The sequence below is a fragment of the Asaia bogorensis NBRC 16594 genome (assembly GCF_001547995.1).
Taxonomy (GTDB): Bacteria; Pseudomonadota; Alphaproteobacteria; order Acetobacterales; family Acetobacteraceae; genus Asaia; species Asaia bogorensis.
Genome location: NZ_AP014690.1, coordinates 2088721 through 2104522, shown reverse-complemented (window position 1 = coordinate 2104522; position 15802 = coordinate 2088721). Strand labels below are relative to the sequence as shown.

Sequence of the window (15802 nt, the reverse complement as noted above, 5' to 3'; positions counted from 1 at the left end):
TTCAGGCCGGGCCGGTGCATGACCGGCCCGGCTTTTTTCATCCCAGCGTCGCGCTGAGATGGTCGATGAACTGGGCGGCAACGCGGCCGGAGCGGCCCCCACGTTCCATGGCCCATTCCAGAGCGTGCCGATGCAGCGCCTCGGTCGAGATGGCGAGTCTGCGGTGGGCTGCATAGCCGTCGACAATTGCGAGATAGGTTTCCTGGTTGCAGCCATGAACACCGATCCACAGGCCGAAGCGGTCTGACAGGGAGACCTTTTCCTCGACGGCTTCCTGCGGGTTGATGGCGCTGCCGCTTTCGTTTTCCATCATGTCACGCGGCATGAGATGGCGACGATTGGACGTGGCATAGAACAGTACGTTCTCGGGGCGGCCCATGATGCCACCATCCAGAACCGATTTCAGCGATTTGTAATCGGCATCCTGTGTCTCGAAGGAGAGGTCATCGCAAAAGAGGATACAGCGCCGGGGCTGGGCGCGCAGGATATCGAGCAGTCGGGGGAGGGTGGAGAGATCGTCGCGCTGGATCTCGATCAGGACAAGGGCATGAGGCCGCTCGCGATTGGCCGCGGCAAAGCACGCCTTGACCAGCGAGGATTTACCCATACCCCGCGCACCCCAGAGCATGACATTATTGCCTGTGCGACCCTGTGCGAAATGACGCGTGTTTTCCAGAACCAGCCGGGTCTGGCGATCAATCCCGCGCAGCAGCGAGAGATCGACCCCGTGGACCTGCGCGACGGGTCGCAGGCTTGCGGACGCCCCCTGCCACATGAAGGCGTCGCCTGTCTCGAGCGTGGTTGCGCTGGCCGGTGCGGGTGACAGGCGTTCCAGAGCCGATGCAATACGCTCGAGTTTTTCGAGCAGAACGGGGTCCATAGGTTTCTCCCTTGTTCCAAAGCCGTGCTTGACGTGCAGGCGCGGTCAATTATGGTCCGGCTGCAATCCGGTCCGTCCCATGACGTGTCCGGTCCCTGACTATCGACATATGGAAGAAACGCATGCTCGCCAACAGCGGGATTATCTCATTCCTCCCGATGATCCTCGTGTTCGTCGTGTTCTATTTCGTGCTCATCCGTCCCCAGCAGGCACGCCAGAAGGAACTCAAGGCACAGCTCAACGCGCTGCGTCGTGGTGACCGTATTGTGACCAGTGGCGGCATCATCGGCGTGGTTCAGCTTGCCCGTGAGGGGACCAAGGAAATCGAAATCGAGATTGCTCCCGGCGTGAAGATCCAGCTGATGCGCGAAAATGTCTCGCAGGTTCTGACCAGCACGGCCAAGCCAGCGAATGACGGTGGCAAGCCCGCCAAGTAAGGCGCAGCGATCCGTACAGATCGAAAAAGGCCGGCCCCGAGAGGGAGCCGGCCTTTTTCATGGGATATCGTCTTGTGCTGCCCCGCAGATAGTCCCAGGAACAATCCTCAGGGCAGCCCGGAACGATATCAGGCAGAGAGCAGCTCTGCTTCGGCAAACTCGTAATTGGCAAGCTTGTCGAGATAGTTGGTGATGTAATCAGGACGACGGTTGCGGAAGTCCAGATAATAGGCGTGTTCCCACACATCCAGACCCAGCAGGGCACGACCCTGGCCTTCGGCCAGCGGGTTCGAGCCATTGGCTGTCTTGGTCACGGCGAGCTTGCCATCATTGCCAAGAACCAGCCATGCCCAGCCCGAGCCGAACTGCGAAATGGCGGCCTGCTTGAACGCAGTCTTGAACGCATCGAGACCACCGAGATCGGACTCGATCTTTGCGGCCAGCTTGGACGGCACCTGACCGCCATTCGGCGCAAGGTTCTTCCAGAACAGGATATGGTTCCAGTGCTGGCCCGCGTTGTTGAATACGGGAGCCTGTGCGGCATCACCCTTCACGGCGAGGATGATTTCCTCAAGGCTCTTGCCCTGAAGCTCCGGCTTGGCTTCGACAAAGCCGTTCAGCGCCGTGACATAAGCCTGATGATGCTTGCCATGATGCAGCTCAAGCGTTTCCTGGCACATGCCAGAGGCGGCGAGCGCACCGGACGAGTAGGGAAGGGACGGCAGTTCGAAAGCCATGGTCGCGTCTCCTGGACTGTCATGGTGAGGGCCAGACGGGCTGTCTGGCCACAGAAGGCAGCTATGGTGCGCAACCGGTTTCGTCAACCCGTTGCGGCACCGGTTCGTGCCGCGCTGATCTATCGGCTGTCGTGCTTGACGACGCTCTTTTCGATGGCGCCAAGCAGGGCAGAGTAATCGTCATTGGCATGACGCTTGCCCGAAAGGGCCAGTGCCTGGTCTGCCACAGCAATGGCAGGGCAGAAGCTGTGCGTCGATCTGGCGGCGCTGATGAGCAATCCCATATCCTTGGACATGAGGCGGGTGGGGAATTGCGGCGAAAAATCGCCCTGCTGTGCAGCACCGAGCTTGCGCTTGTGATGCGGCGAGATGACGGCCACCTGAGAGAGTGCGTCATACAGCATGTCACGGTTCAGGCCGCTATCGAGGCCATAACCCACGGCTTCGGCAATCACGTTGAGCGTTGCGCCCATGATGCCGTTGATGACGAGCTTGAGACGTGTGCCCGCCCCGACGTCTCCGGCATGAATGGTGAGCTTGCCGATGGCGTCCAGCACGGGCGCGGCGGCGGCAAGATCCTGTTCGGATGCTCCCACCAGCATGACGAGCTCGCCCTTTTCGGCTTCGGGGGTGCTTCCTGACATGGGGGCGTCGACGAAGCGTAGTCCCCGCTTCTCAGCAAGCTGCTGCAGCCTGTCGGTTGCTTCGGGGGAGATCGTGCTGCAATTGATCACCAATGTGTTCGAACGGGCACCGATCAGAAACCCGTCCTCGCCTTCTGCCGAAGCAAAGATGGCCGCGTCATTGGGGACGCACAGGATCAGGATGTCGGCCTTCTCTGCAAGTCTGCACGCCGACGTCTCAACCGGGGTTTCCTCGTCCTGCTTGCGACCCGATGGCGTATAGGCACAAACCCCATATCCCGTCTTGCGAAGATTGCGTCCCATCAGCGAGCCCATCGCGCCATAGCCGATAAAGCCGATTGTGCCTGAATTGCGCTGGTTCATGATGAAGCTCCTTCAATGCCTGCTGCCGTGGGTTAATGCACGCTGCCTGTCAGGGTTGCGCCGCCCCTTGCACTCGCCATCGCGGCATCCGGCTCCTCAGGATCCTTGGGCCGCGCTAGATGACTGACACGAAAACAGTCAAAGCGACGCCTGGGTCGCGCTCATTGCGGTCAGCTGTGCGAGGGAAGAAGCGATTGTGTCAATACATATCCCGGTGTGCGACGGGAACCCGGCAAGCAGCAGGCCGTCTGGAAGGATAAGTGCGTCATGGGGTTTGAAAGGGATCTTTGCCCATGGCACGCCATAGGCATCCAGAGTTGAGATATGGGCGGCAACGCCCAGATTAACCACGATGTGAAGTCCGGTCAGACTGGTGACAAGTTGGGAGAGGCCGGTATGGGCGTCCTCTCGCATCAGAGAAGTCGGTTGTTCCTGATCCGGCAATCCCTGTGTCGATGATCTTTGAGACATGGCAGCACGCATCTGATCGGGCGCGACAAGGTTGTGGAAAACGAGATGCGGTGTCTGACGCGATCGGGGTGCCTGGAGCCTGAGCGCGGCATCGAGTGCTTGCTCAAGCTGCGTGCGCTGCTCGGACGCGATTGCGCCTAGGCTGACGATCAGGATGCACGTTTCCTTCGCATGCGCCGGACTTGCCATGCCTCAGGCTTCCCCTCGTGACGTCCTTCAGTCATCCATATCATGATCAACGGTGACATCTGCCGGATGACGAATGGGGTTAGATCGTGGGCGGGCAGGGGTATCGGCCTGTCGGCGTGTGAACTCGGCCGCGATATCTCCGAGCTCGATGAACTGATCGACCTGTCGACGAAGGTCATCGCCGATCAGTGGCGGCGAGGAGCGGAGGGATGAGACCGCAGTCACTCGAACGCCCCGTCTCTGTATGGCTTCCACAGCGCGGCGCAAATCGGCATCTCCGCTGAAGATAACGGCATGATCGATCTTGTCGGCAAGCTCAAGTAGATCCACCGCCAGCTCGACATCCATATTGCCCTTGAGGCGGCGGCGGCCGGATTGATCGGTAAATTCGCGCGCTGTCTTCGTGACCAGCATGTAACCATTATAGGCCAGCCAATCTGTCAGAGGCTTGAGCGGCGAATATTCCTCAGTCTCTGGTATTGCGGCGTAGTAATGGGCGCGCAGCAGGCGGGTACCCGATTTCAGATAGCGCAGAAGCCTGCGATAATCGACTTCAAAACCAAGAGTTTTCGCGGTGTAGTACAGGCTCGATCCATCTATAAAAACAGCAGTTTTCTCGTTCTTGTCGAGCATGTCTGATCCGTATGAGAGATATGTCGCGACGTGACTTCGCGGCAATCAGTTGGAATTACCCTGGAAGTTTAACAAAAGCGGGGCGGATAAAACAGTGAGCGCTGCATTTCGTAATGGTTAGACTATGTCAGTCTGATGAACAAAGCTGTTGTTATCTTTGTTTCCCAAAGGGCGAAGGTCAGGCTGCGTGCAGAGGACAATCGCCGTAATGATTGTGCCGACCCACCGGCTATGCTATTTTGCACAATTCACGTCGATCCGCGGAAATTGGTTGGGAAGAGTTTTATGGCACGCGTTACCGTTGAAGACTGCATCGAAAAGGTTCCGAACCGCTTCGAGCTCGTTCTCCTTGCTGCACAGCGCGCTCGTGGCCTGTCGCGTGGCGAAGAGATGACCCTTGATCGTGACAATGACAAGAACCCTGTCGTGGCCCTGCGCGAAATCGCGGAAGACAAGGTCAATCTCGGCACGCTCAAGGATGGTATCGTGCGCTCCCTGGCCCGTGCACCCGAGCCTGAGCCTGTCGATGAAGAGGTAATGGACCTCATCCCGACCGATCAGAACATCTTTGGCCTGCAGGATGTCTCTTCTGAAGAAGAGCATGCCCACATGGCTGAAACCATGTCGACAGCCGAGCTCGAGGCATCGTTCGAGGCAGAGTTCGGAGGACGCGGCCGCCGCTGAGTCCTCTTGCGGTGCCGGGCTGTTCTGTGGTCCGGTAGCGTATTCAACGATCTAGGTTGCGGGAGAGAGTACCGGCATGTCTGACACCCTTCTCCCCGGCGCCGAACACAACACGCCAGCGCCTGAAATCCTCGCCGCTGAACCGGCCGGCTTGGCACCCGCCATGCCGTCGATCAGCGGTCTTCTTCGCCGTATTGCTGCTTATGATCCGCAAGCGGACCTCAAGCGTGTGGAAGAAGCCTACGAAGTTGCCGAAAAGGCGCATCGCGAGCAAAAGCGCGATAACGGTGAACCCTATATCATCCATCCCATCGCCGTAGCGAACATCCTTGCAGGTTTTCGCATGGACGTGCCTTCGATCATGGTCGGGCTGCTGCACGACACGGTCGAAGATACCGGGATCACACCGGCCTTTCTGAAGGATCGCTTCGGTGAGACGGTGGCCAGTCTGGTCGATGGTGTGACCAAGCTGACCCGTCTGGAGTTGCAGTCGGACCGAACGAAGCAGGCGGAAAACTTCCGTAAGCTTGTTTTGGCGATGTCACGCGATATTCGCGTGCTGATCGTGAAGCTTGCCGATCGCCTGCATAACATGCGCACGCTGCATTACGTGCAGCGGCAAGATCGACGCCTGCGCATTGCCCGTGAAACGATGGATATCTATGCGCCGCTGGCCGAGCGCATTGGTATGGACCGCGTCAAGACCGAACTGCAGAACCTCTCATTCGAGCAGCTCGAGCCCGAGGCCGATGCGACAATCCGGGCGCGCCTGAACTTTCTGCGGGGTCATGGCGCGGATATCATCGAGCAGATCAAGCATGAACTGAAGGCGCTCTGTGCCGAGGTCGGTCTGCCCCAGATTGATGTGACGGGGCGGGAAAAATCGCCCTATTCCATCTGGGCCAAGATGCAAAAGCGCAATGTCGCGTTCGAGCAGCTTTCCGACATTATGGCATTTCGCGTGATCGTTCCCAGCCGTGACGCCTGTTATGCCGCGCTGGGTGCCATACACGGCGCCTATCCGATGATTGCTGGGCGCTTCAAGGATTACATTTCCACGCCCAAGGCCAATGGCTATCAGAGCCTTCATACGGGCGTGACCCTGCGACAGCCGCGAAACCAAAAGATCGAAGTGCAGATCCGTACGGCGGACATGCACAATTTTGCCGAGAACGGTGTGGCAGCGCACTGGGCCTACAAGGAACGTGACGAGGCGCAGGCGTCCAATAGCGAAGTTGCGGCTCTGGGCCTCAACAAGCTGCGCTGGGTGCAGGACCTGCTCGAGATTCTTGAGGATTCCGAGGCACCTGACGAATTTCTCGAAAACACGAAGCTCGAACTGTATCAGGATCAGGTTTTCTGTTTCACCCCCAAAGGGCAGCTGATCTCCCTGCCGCGTCGCGCGACACCCGTAGACTTCGCCTATGCGGTGCATAGTCAGGTTGGTGATGCCTGCGTAGGCGCCAAGATCAATGGCCGCCTGATGCCCCTGCGTCATGAATTGCAGAATGGCGATCAGGTCGAGATCATGACGGCGCGTGGCGGGACGCCCTCCGCGTCCTGGGAGCGGTTCGTCGTTACAGGCAAGGCGCGCGCGCGCATACGCCGCCATGTCGCGTTGCAGCAGCGCCAGGTCAATCTTGATACCGGGCGCACTGCGCTGGCCAAGGCTTTCCGTCAGGAAGGTGTCGATGGCAGCGAGAAAGTGCTGGAATCACTGCTGCGCGATCTGCGTCAGGCCAGCATCGAAGATCTCTACGTTGCGGTTGGCAATGGTCAGCTTGGGCCGCGTGACGTGGTCAATGCGGCTTATCCTGAGCTGCGCCAGACCCATCGCGCGCCTCGTATGGTGCCGGGTCTGTCCGGTCGCCTTGGTGGGGGGGGCGGTACGGCGCCGCGTTATGGCGCCAAGAGCGGTTCGATCATCACCGGTATCGGCTCCGGGATTGCGACCCATTTCGCCGGGTGCTGTCATCCGCTGCCGGGTGATCCGATCGTAGGCATCATCGCGCAGGGCAAGGGCGTAACCATCCACCAGCGTGCCTGCCAGAATTTGAGTGCCTTCTCGTCCACGCCTGAGCGGTTCCTTGAAATCGACTGGGATTATGAGGCTCTGGCGCAAGGCGAACGCGGCGCACCGCATATCGGACGTGTCAGCGTGATTGCTGCCAATGAGTCGAGCGTTCTGACTACCCTCACTAATACGGCCTCGAAGCATAATGGCAGTGTCGTCAATCTGCGCATTCTGAACCGCCAGCTCGATTTCATGGAAATTCTGGTCGATCTCGAAGTCCGTGACGTGCGGCACCTCTCCGCCATGATTGCAGCGCTGCGCTCGGCGCAGGGTGTCATGCAGGTCGAGCGCGCCCGGAACTGAGTTGCGGGATGATCAGGGGAATTGGCACGGATCTGTGCGATATGCGTCGTATCGCACGCGCTCTTGAGCGTTCAGGGGAAAGATTTCTCGAGCGCAGCTTTACCGCAGCGGAACGCGCCTATGCGGATACGCGCAAGGGCGATGGCCGTATCGGTATCCTTGCCAAGCGATGGGCGGCTAAAGAAGCGTGCGTCAAGGCGTTAGGCACCGGCTTTCGCGACGGTATTGCCCTGACCGATATTGAGACCGGCAATGATGCATCGGGTAAACCCTTCCTGACCCTGAGGGGCGAGGCGGCGCGTTGTCTTGCTGCGATGGCCCTGCCGGGAGAGCGGGCGGAAATCCTGCTCAGCCTGAGTGATGAAACACCCTATGCACTGGCTTATGTGATCGTGCAGTCAGTTTCCTGTACTTCGTGATAGCCTGTCGCCAATGCCCCACCACCTGCGCTAAGACCCGGATATGACCGACCAGAATCAGGAGGCACGTGCCTCCAGGAAAAAAGAAGACACCCCCCTTGAGATCGTGCGCTTTGTCGCGATCTGGATCGTCGTATTGCTGGCGATACGAACGGTGGTTCTCGAGCCGTTCAATATTCCCAGCGCGTCCATGATCCCGACCCTGCAGGTGGGCGACTACATTATCGTCACGAAATTCGATTATGGCTGGTCTCGATTCTCCATGCCGTTTTCGCCCCATCTCTTTGAGGGGCGCATCTGGGGCGCGTCGCCGCATCGTGGCGATGTCGCGGTGTTCCGCTATACGCAGAACACGTCGGTCGATTATATCAAGCGCATCATCGGTCTGCCGGGTGATCACATCCAGATGCGTGCAGGCGAGCTTTATCTTAACGGCACGCTGGTGCCGCGCCAGTCGCTGGGCGCCTATTCCGTGATGGATGAGAACCGTTATCCGCAGACGGGCATACGTTATCTCGAAACCCTGCCCGGAAGTGCGGGCGCCGCGCCCGTCACGCATCAGATCCTGAAGCAGACGGATGAGGGTGAGCAGAACGACACGCGCGAATATGTTGTGCCCGAGGGTTACTTCTTCGCGATGGGCGATAACCGCGACAATAGTGGAGACAGCCGTTTCCAGCGCGATAATGGTGTGGATCTTGGCTATGTGCCGATGGTCAATCTGGTGGGCAAAGCACGCTTCGTATTCTTTTCGTACGAGGCGGTTCATCCTCTTTGGCAGTTCTGGCAATGGCCTTTCGAGATCCGCTGGAGCCATCTTTTTGCGACCATGCATTGAGGGTGGCTCATGACGACGCATGACGCCATAGCAGAAACCCTCCAGAAGGCCCTTGGCCACCAGTTTGCTGATCAGGGGCTTCTGCGACAGGCGCTTACCCACCGTTCCGCCGTCTCCGCCCGTCAGGGGAAGCGCGCCCCACGTCAGGCCGCACGGGTTGCCAGCGCAGCCTCGAACGAGCGGCTGGAATTCATCGGTGATCGCGTGCTTGGCCTGCTGATGGCTGAATGGCTGCTTGAGCAGTTTCCCGATGAGCCCGAAGGTGCGCTGGGGCCGCGCCATGCCTCGCTGGTCTCGCGCAATGCTCTGGCCCCGATTGCAGAGAGCATCGGTGTAGCCGGGGCGCTGCATATCGCGGAACATGAGGAGCAGGCCGGAATACGCGGCCTTGCGAATGTTCAGGCCGACGCGATGGAGGCTCTGTTAGGGGCGCTCTATCTCGATGGCGGACTGGAGCCGGCGCGACGTTTTGTGCGGGAAAAGTGGAAGGATCTGCTGACCTCGCAGATCACGCCGCCCAAGGACCCCAAGACAACGCTGCAGGAGTTCGTTCTCGCACGGGGATACCCCCTGCCGGATTACGAAACGCTTTCCATGGAAGGTCCCTCACATGCGCCGCGCTTTACCATCGCGGTTTCTGCTATGGGGGAGAAAGGAGAGGGCGTTGCGGGTAGCAAACGCCAGGCCGAGAGTGAGGCTGCTACTGTCTTGCTTCGGCGATTGAACCGTGGCCGTAAAGGCACGAAGGATAGAAAATGACAACACGTTGTGGTTTCGTCGCCCTGGTCGGGGCTCCGAATGCCGGTAAATCCACCCTGATCAACCGTATGACCGGGACCAAGCTCTCGATCGTCAGTCCCAAGGCCCAGACGACGCGCTTTCGCGTGCTCGGGATCCTGATGCGGCAGACTTCCCAGATTCTGCTGGTTGATACGCCGGGTATCTTCAAGCCAAAGCGCAAGCTCGACCGGGCTATGGTGGCGGCAGCGTGGACCGGATCACAGGACGCCGATATCTCGCTCCTGCTGATCGATGCCAAGGCTGGCATACGCGAAGAGGCCCAGGCGGTCATCGATACCCTGGCGAGGCAGAAGCGTCGTGTCTGGCTTGTGCTCAACAAGACCGACCTCGTGACCACGCAGCAGCTTCTGCCCCTGACCAAAGCCATTACCGATCAGCTGTCGGTCGAGCATGTGTTCATGCTCAGCGCCCGTTCGGGTGATGGGGTGGACGATCTGCTGGATTATCTCGCAGCTGAACTGCCGGAGGGGCCTTACCTCTATCCGGAGGATGATTTGACCGATCTGCCTGATCGTTTGCTTGCAGCCGAACTGGTGCGTGAGCAGATTTTCATGCAGACCCATGAGGAAATCCCCTACCAAGCCACCGTCGAGACAGAGAGCTTCAAGGAACGCCCTGATGGGTCAGTGCGCATCGATGCCACGATCTATGTCTCCCGGCCAGGGCACAAGGCCATCCTGATAGGTGAAGGGGGACGCAAGATTCGCAGCATCGGCGAGCGGGCCCGTCTGGATCTGGGTCGGTTGCTTGAACGGCCCTGCCATCTTTTCCTGAACGTGCGTGAGCGCGCGGGCTGGGATGAGGAAAAGGCCAGACTGCGTGCCATCGGGCTGGATGACGCCTGAGAAGTTCTTGTGAGGACAGGCCGCGCCCTATAAGAGAGGCGCGGGCCGTGTTGGGCCCTGATCAGGCCGCTGTGAAAGAGGATGCGATGACCGGAACTTCTGCAGGATACAAGCGCGTTCTTCTCAAGGTTTCGGGCGAAGCCCTCATGGGCAAGGGCTCATTCGGTATCGAGCCGCAGATGGTCGAGGCCATCGCGAATGATGTGGCTTCTGTCTCACGCAGCGGCATCCAGGTCTGTCTGGTGATCGGTGGTGGAAACATCTTCCGGGGTGTGGCTGCCGCAGCGAAGGGCATGGACCGCGCCCAGGGTGATTATGCCGGTATGCTGGCAACCGTCATCAACGCGCTGATGATGCAGAATGCTCTTGAGCGCGCAGGGATCGATACCCGCGTGATGTCCGCCATCCAGATGTCCTCCATTGCCGAGCCCTATATCCGTCGTCGTGCCGTGCGCCACATGGAAAAGGGGCGTGTGGTGATTTTTGCTGCGGGTACGGGCAATCCGTTCTTCACGACCGACACAGCGGCTGCTCTGCGCGCCAACGAGATGGAATGTGATGTTCTGCTCAAGGGGACGCAGGTCGATGGTGTCTATTCTGCCGACCCGCGTCGTGTGCCGGATGCCGAGCGTTATGATGAATTGTCCTACATGGACGTGCTGTCGCGCGATCTGAATGTGATGGACGCAACAGCTATTTCGCTGGCGCGTGAGAACCGGCTTCCGATCATTGTTTTCAATATTCATGCCCCCGGTGCGTTTGCGAGTGTCATGCGCGGTGAGGGGCGTTTCACCCGTATCATCGAAACGGCCTGAGCAAGGCCATCTGCCGGGTGTTCCGGGGGATCTCGCGAGGGCTCATGGCCTTCGGGATAACCCGGCAATGCCATACCGCCACCCAAGGGACACTTCCCCGGTCCGGACGCCTGAACCGTATTGAAGGAGAGACCAATGCCTGCCGAACTGAACGATCTGCTTGACGATCTGACGCGCCGTATGGATGGCGCCCTCGAAAGCCTGCGTCGCGATCTGTCTGGCCTGCGCTCGGGCCGCGCCAGCCCGAACCTGCTGGAGCCGGTTCGCGTGGAGGCTTATGGCAGTGAAGTGCCGCTCTCGCAGGTAGGCTCGATTGCCGTTCCCGAAGCACGCATGCTGACGGTCTCGGTCTGGGATCGCGGTCTCGTAGGTGCCGTTGAGCGCGCCATCCGTGATGCGGGTCTCGGCCTCAACCCGGCGGCGGATGGACAGACCGTGCGCGTGCCGATTCCCCAGCTGACGGAAGAGCGTCGTACCGAGCTGGCCCGCGCTGCGGGGCGTTATGCCGAAAACGGCAAGATTGCCGTGCGCAATGTGCGCCGCGATGGCATGGACCAGATCAAGACGCATGAAAAGAAGAGCGAAATCAGCCAGGACGACATGAAGGTGTGGTCTGATGGCGTGCAGAAGCTGACTGATCAGTACATCAAGAAAGTTGATGATATGCTGGCGGACAAGGAACGCGAGATCAAGCAGGTCTGATTGAAGGCTGTGTCCTCCTCACGCGCTCATACCACCCCGGCGACAGTGCTGGACCCGGCGACAGTGCCTCGCCACGTGGCCGTCATCATGGATGGTAACGGGCGTTGGGCGCGTGCGCGCGGCAAGCCTGTCATGGCCGGTCATCGTGCAGGCGCAGAGGCCGTCAGGCGCTGTGTCAGGGCGGCCATCACTGCTGGCGTGCGTTATCTGACGCTTTATGCCTTCTCGTCGGAGAACTGGAATCGTACCAGCGAGGAGGTTTCGGACCTAACGTCGCTTTTGCGTTTCTATCTTCGGCACAAGGTTGCGGAACTACACGAGCAGAATGTCCGGCTCGATTTCATCGGTGACCTGACCCGTTTCGACTCCGGGTTGCGGGCCGAGATTGATCGTGCACGCACGCTCACAGCGCGAAATACCCGTCTGACCATGATCCTTGCGCTGTCGTATGGCGCACGTCACGACATGCTGAGCGCGGCGAAAAAAATGGCTATCGCTGCCTCGCGTGGTGAAATTGACCTGGATGGCTTGAGCGAGGCTGCTTTCGGCGATTTTCTTCAGACCTCTCCTTTTCCCGATCCGGACCTGATCGTGCGAACCAGTGGTGAGAGACGGCTCTCCAATTTTCTGCTCTGGGAGTCGGCCTATGCCGAACTCGCATTTCTGGATGTGATGTGGCCGGATTTCAATGAGGATCATTTCGCTGGCCTCATGAGCGATTTCTCTCGACGCGAGCGCCGCTTCGGCAGACGCCTCGCACCGGATGGCGCCCTGTGAGTCAGCAAAGTGCCGCCCAGCGCTGGTCTGATCTGCGCCTGCGCCTCATTTCAGCAGCTATCATCGTTCCTGTGGCGGTATTCTGTATCCTCATGGGCGGGCTGGCCTATCGGGCCATGATCCTGCTTGTCAGCCTCGGGCTGGTTTATGAGGCTATGGCAATGGCGGGGCTGCGATGGGGGCGCGGTGCCTTGCACTGGCGCGGCTGGCTGCTCCTCGCCTGGCCGTTGGCGGCACTGCTCGCTGCCATGAGGGGCGAGTGGCGCGTTGCCTTTGCTCTTGTGTTCGCGGCGGGTATCTTCGGCGCTGCCCAGTGGGCCTGCGTTGCTGTGGCAGCATTGGGGGGGCTCTCCCTCTTCTGGCTGAGAGAGCCTTCGCACGGCGCTGTACTTGTGCTTTTTGTTGTGGTGGTCGTTATCGCCAGTGATAGCGGCGCCTATCTCGCGGGACGTGTTTTCGGCGGGGCGAAGCTCGCGCCGCGCATTTCTCCTGGTAAGACCCGTTCTGGCGCGGTTGGTGGCCTGGTGGCGGCCGGTATAGCGGGCATGACAACAGCGTTTTTCTCTGGTCTCGGCTCACCTCTGGGTGGGCTCCTGTGGGGCATGGTGCTCGGCTGTGCCTCGCAATCCGGCGACCTTGCCGAAAGTGCGGCCAAACGTCGGGTCGGGATCAAGGACTCCGGCAAGCTTATTCCCGGTCACGGCGGTTTGCTTGACAGGTTTGACGGGCTTCTTGCTGCCGCGCCTCTTGCAGCGCTGCTTTCCCTGTGCGTGCCCACACATATTTTCTGGGATGCCACGCCCCATGATGTGATCGTGGCTTTGACACATTACCTCGTTTCATCTTCTGCTTCATCGCATTGATCTGGAGTATCCTGGGATCATGACCGTCTCACCACGCAGCATCACCGTTCTCGGTAGTACTGGCAGTATCGGCTGCTCGACGATCGATCTCCTGCTGGCAGAACCGGCACGTTTCCAGATCCGGGCCCTTGTTGGTGGGCGCAATGTTGCCTTGCTGGCAGAGCAGGCAATCGCCCTGCATGCGGACATTGCCGTCATCAACGACGAATCCCTGCTGGAGGAACTGCGCGACCGGTTGAAAGGGAGCGGTGTCCAAGCGGCGGGTGGACGCAAGGCGGTCATCGAAGCCGCTGCCATGGAGGCCGACTGGACGATGGCCGCCATTACCGGGGCCGCAGGGCTTGAGCCAACCCTCGCAGCGACACGGAATGGCCGCGCTATCGCGCTCGCCAACAAGGAGGCGCTCGTCAGTGCCGGTGACGTCATGCTGCGTGCGGTTGCCGCAGCAGGGGCGACCCTTCTTCCTGTTGATTCCGAACATAACGCCATTTTCCAGAGTCTGACGGGCAGTCCGATCGAGAGCGTCGAGAAGATCGTGCTGACCGCGTCCGGCGGGCCGTTCCGTTGTGCCTCGATTGAAACCATGCGTGCCGCCACACCGGAACATGCGCTCAAGCATCCGACATGGAGCATGGGCGCCAAGATTACGATCGACTCTGCCTCGATGGCCAATAAGGGACTCGAAGTGATCGAGGCCGCCCGCATCTTCGGCCTGAGCAACGAACAGATCGACGTGCTGGTTCATCCCCAATCAGCTGTTCATGGCATGGTGCAGTTCCGCGACGGCAGCCTTATTGCGCAGCTCGGTGCGCCCGATATGCGCGTGCCCATCGCCAACACCCTGGCCTGGCCCGACCGTATGCAGACCAACGCGCCGCGTCTCGATCTGGCGGCGCTTGCCCGTCTGGATTTCGAAGCGCCAGACGAGGTGCGTTTCCCCGCACTGCGTCTGGCCCGTGAGGCCCTTTGTGCCGGGGCAGCCTCCCCCACCATTTTCTCTGCGGCTAATGAAATCGCCGTCGAGGCCTTCCTCGGCCGTCGTATCGGGTTCCTCGGGATCGGGGACACGATAGCCTATGCCATGGAAAAGCTTGGGGCTCCCAAGCTCGATACCCTTGATGAGGTGCTGCACTGGGATGCAGAAGCCCGTCGCGTAGCCGAGGCCTTCGTATCGCGCGAGCGCAGCAATTCCCTGAACGGTGCGGAGACGCTCCATGCATGAATTCGCGGTGACGATTCTTGCTTTCGCCCTCATCCTGGGGGTGCTCGTTTTCGTTCACGAGATGGGGCATTACCTCGCCGCGCGCTGGCGCGGTGTAAAGGTCGATACGTTCTCGATCGGCTTCGGGCCTGCGCTTTATCGCTGGCATGACCGCACGGGCACGGAATGGCGTATCTCGGCCATTCCACTTGGTGGTTTCGTCAAGCCGCATGGGTTTGAAGACCCCGAGGATGCAACGCCTGAGCAAAAGGCGGCGTGGGTCCCAGGTCAGACGTTCCACGACAAACCAGTCGGCTCGCGCATGCTGGTGATCGTCATGGGCCCGGTATTCAACTTTGTTTTCGCGATCCTGCTTTTTACGGTGCTCTATATCTCGGTCGGCAAACCCGAGTTGAAGAACGAAGTCTCGCAGGTTGTGCCGCATAGCGCCGCGGAAAAGGCCGGATTGCAGAGGGGTGACGTGATTACCCGGCTGGGATCGCTGGATGTGTTCAATTTTGCCGATATCCAGGCGCATGCTGTGAAGATGCCGGGCGAGAGCACGACGCTCGGGATTCATCGCGGTGACCAGGACCTCAGCCTTCCCATCACCCTGGACCGCGTTCCGGGCAAGCTGGGTGCCCCGGACACGGGCAGCATCGGCATCATGGCACAGTTGGTGCCTGGCAAGCCGATGGGTTTTGCAAGCGCTGTTACGGCAGGGCTGCATGAAACATGGCTGGTCTCGGTACAGACATTACAGGGCGTCTGGCAGATCATTACGGGTCATCGCAGTGCGCGAGAGCTTGGTGGGACGATCCGGATTGCTCAGCTCTCAGGGCAGGTGGCCCATTACGGCTTTGCCAGCATCCTGTCTTTCATGGCGCTTTTGTCCATCAATCTGGGCCTGATCAATCTCTTTCCCATCCCACTGCTCGACGGTGGGCGGCTCGTCTTCTATGCGGCTGAGGCTGTGCGGGGGAAACCTGTCTCACGCAAGGTGCAGGAAATCAGCTACCAGGCCGGGTTCGCCATCATTGCTGCGCTGTTCCTGTTTTCTACCTTCAACGACCTATCGAATCTCGGTCTGTTTCGCTAGGAAAACGCTGGAAGTGCCTGTCACTGA

18 protein-coding genes are annotated in these 15802 nt (G+C 59.7%); 13 read left to right on the top strand and 5 right to left on the bottom strand.

The features are described 5' to 3' along the window. Positions 1 to 37 precede the first annotated feature (37 nt). A complete protein-coding gene (locus Asbog_RS09420) occupies positions 38 to 880 on the bottom strand; it encodes an ATP-binding protein (protein ID WP_062164955.1) in 843 nt (280 codons plus the stop codon). A gap of 122 nt (positions 881 to 1002) precedes the next feature. Here Asbog_RS09420 and yajC point away from each other — a divergent pair, with 122 nt between their 5' ends. After that, complete coding sequence (gene yajC, locus Asbog_RS09415) at positions 1003 to 1317, top strand: preprotein translocase subunit YajC (protein ID WP_023978541.1); 315 nt, start codon at positions 1003 to 1005, stop codon at positions 1315 to 1317. 128 nt (positions 1318 to 1445) lie between these two features. Here yajC and Asbog_RS09410 read toward each other — a convergent pair whose 3' ends face one another. From Asbog_RS09410 to Asbog_RS09395, 4 genes are all read right to left on the bottom strand, one after another. Next, the gene (locus Asbog_RS09410; protein WP_062164954.1) at positions 1446 to 2054 is read right to left on the bottom strand and encodes a superoxide dismutase; all 609 of its coding nucleotides are present in this window, start codon (positions 2052 to 2054) and stop codon (positions 1446 to 1448) included. Positions 2055 to 2173: 119 nt separating this feature from the next. Beyond that, positions 2174 to 3061, bottom strand: a complete 888-nt coding sequence (locus Asbog_RS09405) for an NAD(P)-dependent oxidoreductase (RefSeq protein WP_062164953.1) — start codon at positions 3059 to 3061, stop codon at positions 2174 to 2176. A 138-nt stretch (positions 3062 to 3199) separates the two neighbouring features. Beyond that, complete coding sequence (locus Asbog_RS09400; RefSeq protein WP_062164952.1) at positions 3200 to 3721, bottom strand: hypothetical protein; 522 nt, start codon at positions 3719 to 3721, stop codon at positions 3200 to 3202. Between the two features lie 27 nt (positions 3722 to 3748). Beyond that, positions 3749 to 4354: a LabA-like NYN domain-containing protein gene (locus tag Asbog_RS09395; protein WP_062164951.1), complete on the bottom strand. Its 606-nt coding sequence runs from the start codon at positions 4352 to 4354 to the stop codon at positions 3749 to 3751. 285 nt (positions 4355 to 4639) lie between these two features. Between Asbog_RS09395 and rpoZ the strand changes: the two genes are divergently transcribed. From rpoZ to rseP, 12 genes are all read left to right on the top strand, one after another. Continuing rightward, a complete protein-coding gene (rpoZ, locus tag Asbog_RS09390; protein WP_023978537.1) occupies positions 4640 to 5038 on the top strand; it encodes a DNA-directed RNA polymerase subunit omega in 399 nt (132 codons plus the stop codon). A 163-nt stretch (positions 5039 to 5201) separates the two neighbouring features. Further along, positions 5202 to 7415, top strand: coding sequence for a RelA/SpoT family protein (locus Asbog_RS09385; RefSeq protein ID WP_062165850.1), 2214 nt, complete (start codon positions 5202 to 5204; stop codon positions 7413 to 7415). Positions 7416 to 7423: 8 nt separating this feature from the next. Continuing rightward, positions 7424 to 7834: a holo-ACP synthase gene (acpS, locus tag Asbog_RS09380; protein ID WP_062164950.1), complete on the top strand. Its 411-nt coding sequence runs from the start codon at positions 7424 to 7426 to the stop codon at positions 7832 to 7834. Positions 7835 to 7877: 43 nt separating this feature from the next. Further along, complete coding sequence (lepB, locus tag Asbog_RS09375; protein ID WP_035443895.1) at positions 7878 to 8672, top strand: signal peptidase I; 795 nt, start codon at positions 7878 to 7880, stop codon at positions 8670 to 8672. Between the two features lie 9 nt (positions 8673 to 8681). After that, a complete protein-coding gene (rnc, locus tag Asbog_RS09370; RefSeq protein ID WP_062164949.1) occupies positions 8682 to 9431 on the top strand; it encodes a ribonuclease III in 750 nt (249 codons plus the stop codon). Continuing rightward, positions 9428 to 10318: a GTPase Era gene (era, locus tag Asbog_RS09365; RefSeq protein WP_062164948.1), complete on the top strand. Its 891-nt coding sequence runs from the start codon at positions 9428 to 9430 to the stop codon at positions 10316 to 10318. The genes rnc and era overlap by 4 nt, the downstream gene beginning before the upstream one ends. Positions 10319 to 10404: 86 nt before the next feature. After that, positions 10405 to 11133, top strand: a complete 729-nt coding sequence (gene pyrH / locus Asbog_RS09360) for a UMP kinase (protein WP_031240659.1) — start codon at positions 10405 to 10407, stop codon at positions 11131 to 11133. 135 nt (positions 11134 to 11268) lie between these two features. After that, entirely contained in the window at positions 11269 to 11835 is a 567-nt protein-coding gene (gene frr, locus Asbog_RS09355) for a ribosome recycling factor (protein ID WP_062164947.1), read from the top strand. A 9-nt stretch (positions 11836 to 11844) separates the two neighbouring features. Beyond that, positions 11845 to 12612, top strand: coding sequence for a polyprenyl diphosphate synthase (gene uppS, locus Asbog_RS09350; RefSeq protein ID WP_062165849.1), 768 nt, complete (start codon positions 11845 to 11847; stop codon positions 12610 to 12612). Then, on the top strand, positions 12609 to 13475 hold the full coding sequence (locus Asbog_RS09345; protein ID WP_062164946.1) for a phosphatidate cytidylyltransferase: 867 nt from the start codon (positions 12609 to 12611) through the stop codon (positions 13473 to 13475). The genes uppS and Asbog_RS09345 overlap by 4 nt, the downstream gene beginning before the upstream one ends. 19 nt (positions 13476 to 13494) lie before the next feature. Continuing rightward, complete coding sequence (dxr, locus tag Asbog_RS09340) at positions 13495 to 14697, top strand: 1-deoxy-D-xylulose-5-phosphate reductoisomerase (RefSeq protein WP_062164944.1); 1203 nt, start codon at positions 13495 to 13497, stop codon at positions 14695 to 14697. Continuing rightward, positions 14690 to 15775, top strand: coding sequence for an RIP metalloprotease RseP (gene rseP / locus Asbog_RS09335; RefSeq protein ID WP_062164942.1), 1086 nt, complete (start codon positions 14690 to 14692; stop codon positions 15773 to 15775). The genes dxr and rseP overlap by 8 nt, the downstream gene beginning before the upstream one ends. Positions 15776 to 15802: the final 27 nt, after the last annotated feature.

Excerpts from the sequence above, each read along its gene's own strand:
- rnc (WP_062164949.1), top strand. The coding sequence starts at position 8,682 with ATGACGACGCATGACGCCATAGCAGAAACCCTCCAGAAGGCCCTTGGC.
- rpoZ (WP_023978537.1), top strand. The coding sequence starts at position 4,640 with ATGGCACGCGTTACCGTTGAAGACTGCATCGAAAAGGTTCCGAACCGC.
- yajC (WP_023978541.1), top strand. The coding sequence starts at position 1,003 with ATGCTCGCCAACAGCGGGATTATCTCATTCCTCCCGATGATCCTCGTG.
- Asbog_RS09400 (WP_062164952.1), bottom strand. The coding sequence starts at position 3,721 with ATGGCAAGTCCGGCGCATGCGAAGGAAACGTGCATCCTGATCGTCAGC.
- Asbog_RS09420 (WP_062164955.1), bottom strand. The coding sequence starts at position 880 with ATGGACCCCGTTCTGCTCGAAAAACTCGAGCGTATTGCATCGGCTCTG.
- Asbog_RS09395 (WP_062164951.1), bottom strand. The coding sequence starts at position 4,354 with ATGCTCGACAAGAACGAGAAAACTGCTGTTTTTATAGATGGATCGAGC.
- rseP (WP_062164942.1), top strand. The coding sequence starts at position 14,690 with ATGCATGAATTCGCGGTGACGATTCTTGCTTTCGCCCTCATCCTGGGG.
- frr (WP_062164947.1), top strand. The coding sequence starts at position 11,269 with ATGCCTGCCGAACTGAACGATCTGCTTGACGATCTGACGCGCCGTATG.
- Asbog_RS09385 (WP_062165850.1), top strand. The coding sequence starts at position 5,202 with ATGCCGTCGATCAGCGGTCTTCTTCGCCGTATTGCTGCTTATGATCCG.
- era (WP_062164948.1), top strand. The coding sequence starts at position 9,428 with ATGACAACACGTTGTGGTTTCGTCGCCCTGGTCGGGGCTCCGAATGCC.
- acpS (WP_062164950.1), top strand. The coding sequence starts at position 7,424 with ATGATCAGGGGAATTGGCACGGATCTGTGCGATATGCGTCGTATCGCA.
- dxr (WP_062164944.1), top strand. The coding sequence starts at position 13,495 with ATGACCGTCTCACCACGCAGCATCACCGTTCTCGGTAGTACTGGCAGT.
- Asbog_RS09410 (WP_062164954.1), bottom strand. The coding sequence starts at position 2,054 with ATGGCTTTCGAACTGCCGTCCCTTCCCTACTCGTCCGGTGCGCTCGCC.
- lepB (WP_035443895.1), top strand. The coding sequence starts at position 7,878 with ATGACCGACCAGAATCAGGAGGCACGTGCCTCCAGGAAAAAAGAAGAC.
- Asbog_RS09405 (WP_062164953.1), bottom strand. The coding sequence starts at position 3,061 with ATGAACCAGCGCAATTCAGGCACAATCGGCTTTATCGGCTATGGCGCG.
- pyrH (WP_031240659.1), top strand. The coding sequence starts at position 10,405 with ATGACCGGAACTTCTGCAGGATACAAGCGCGTTCTTCTCAAGGTTTCG.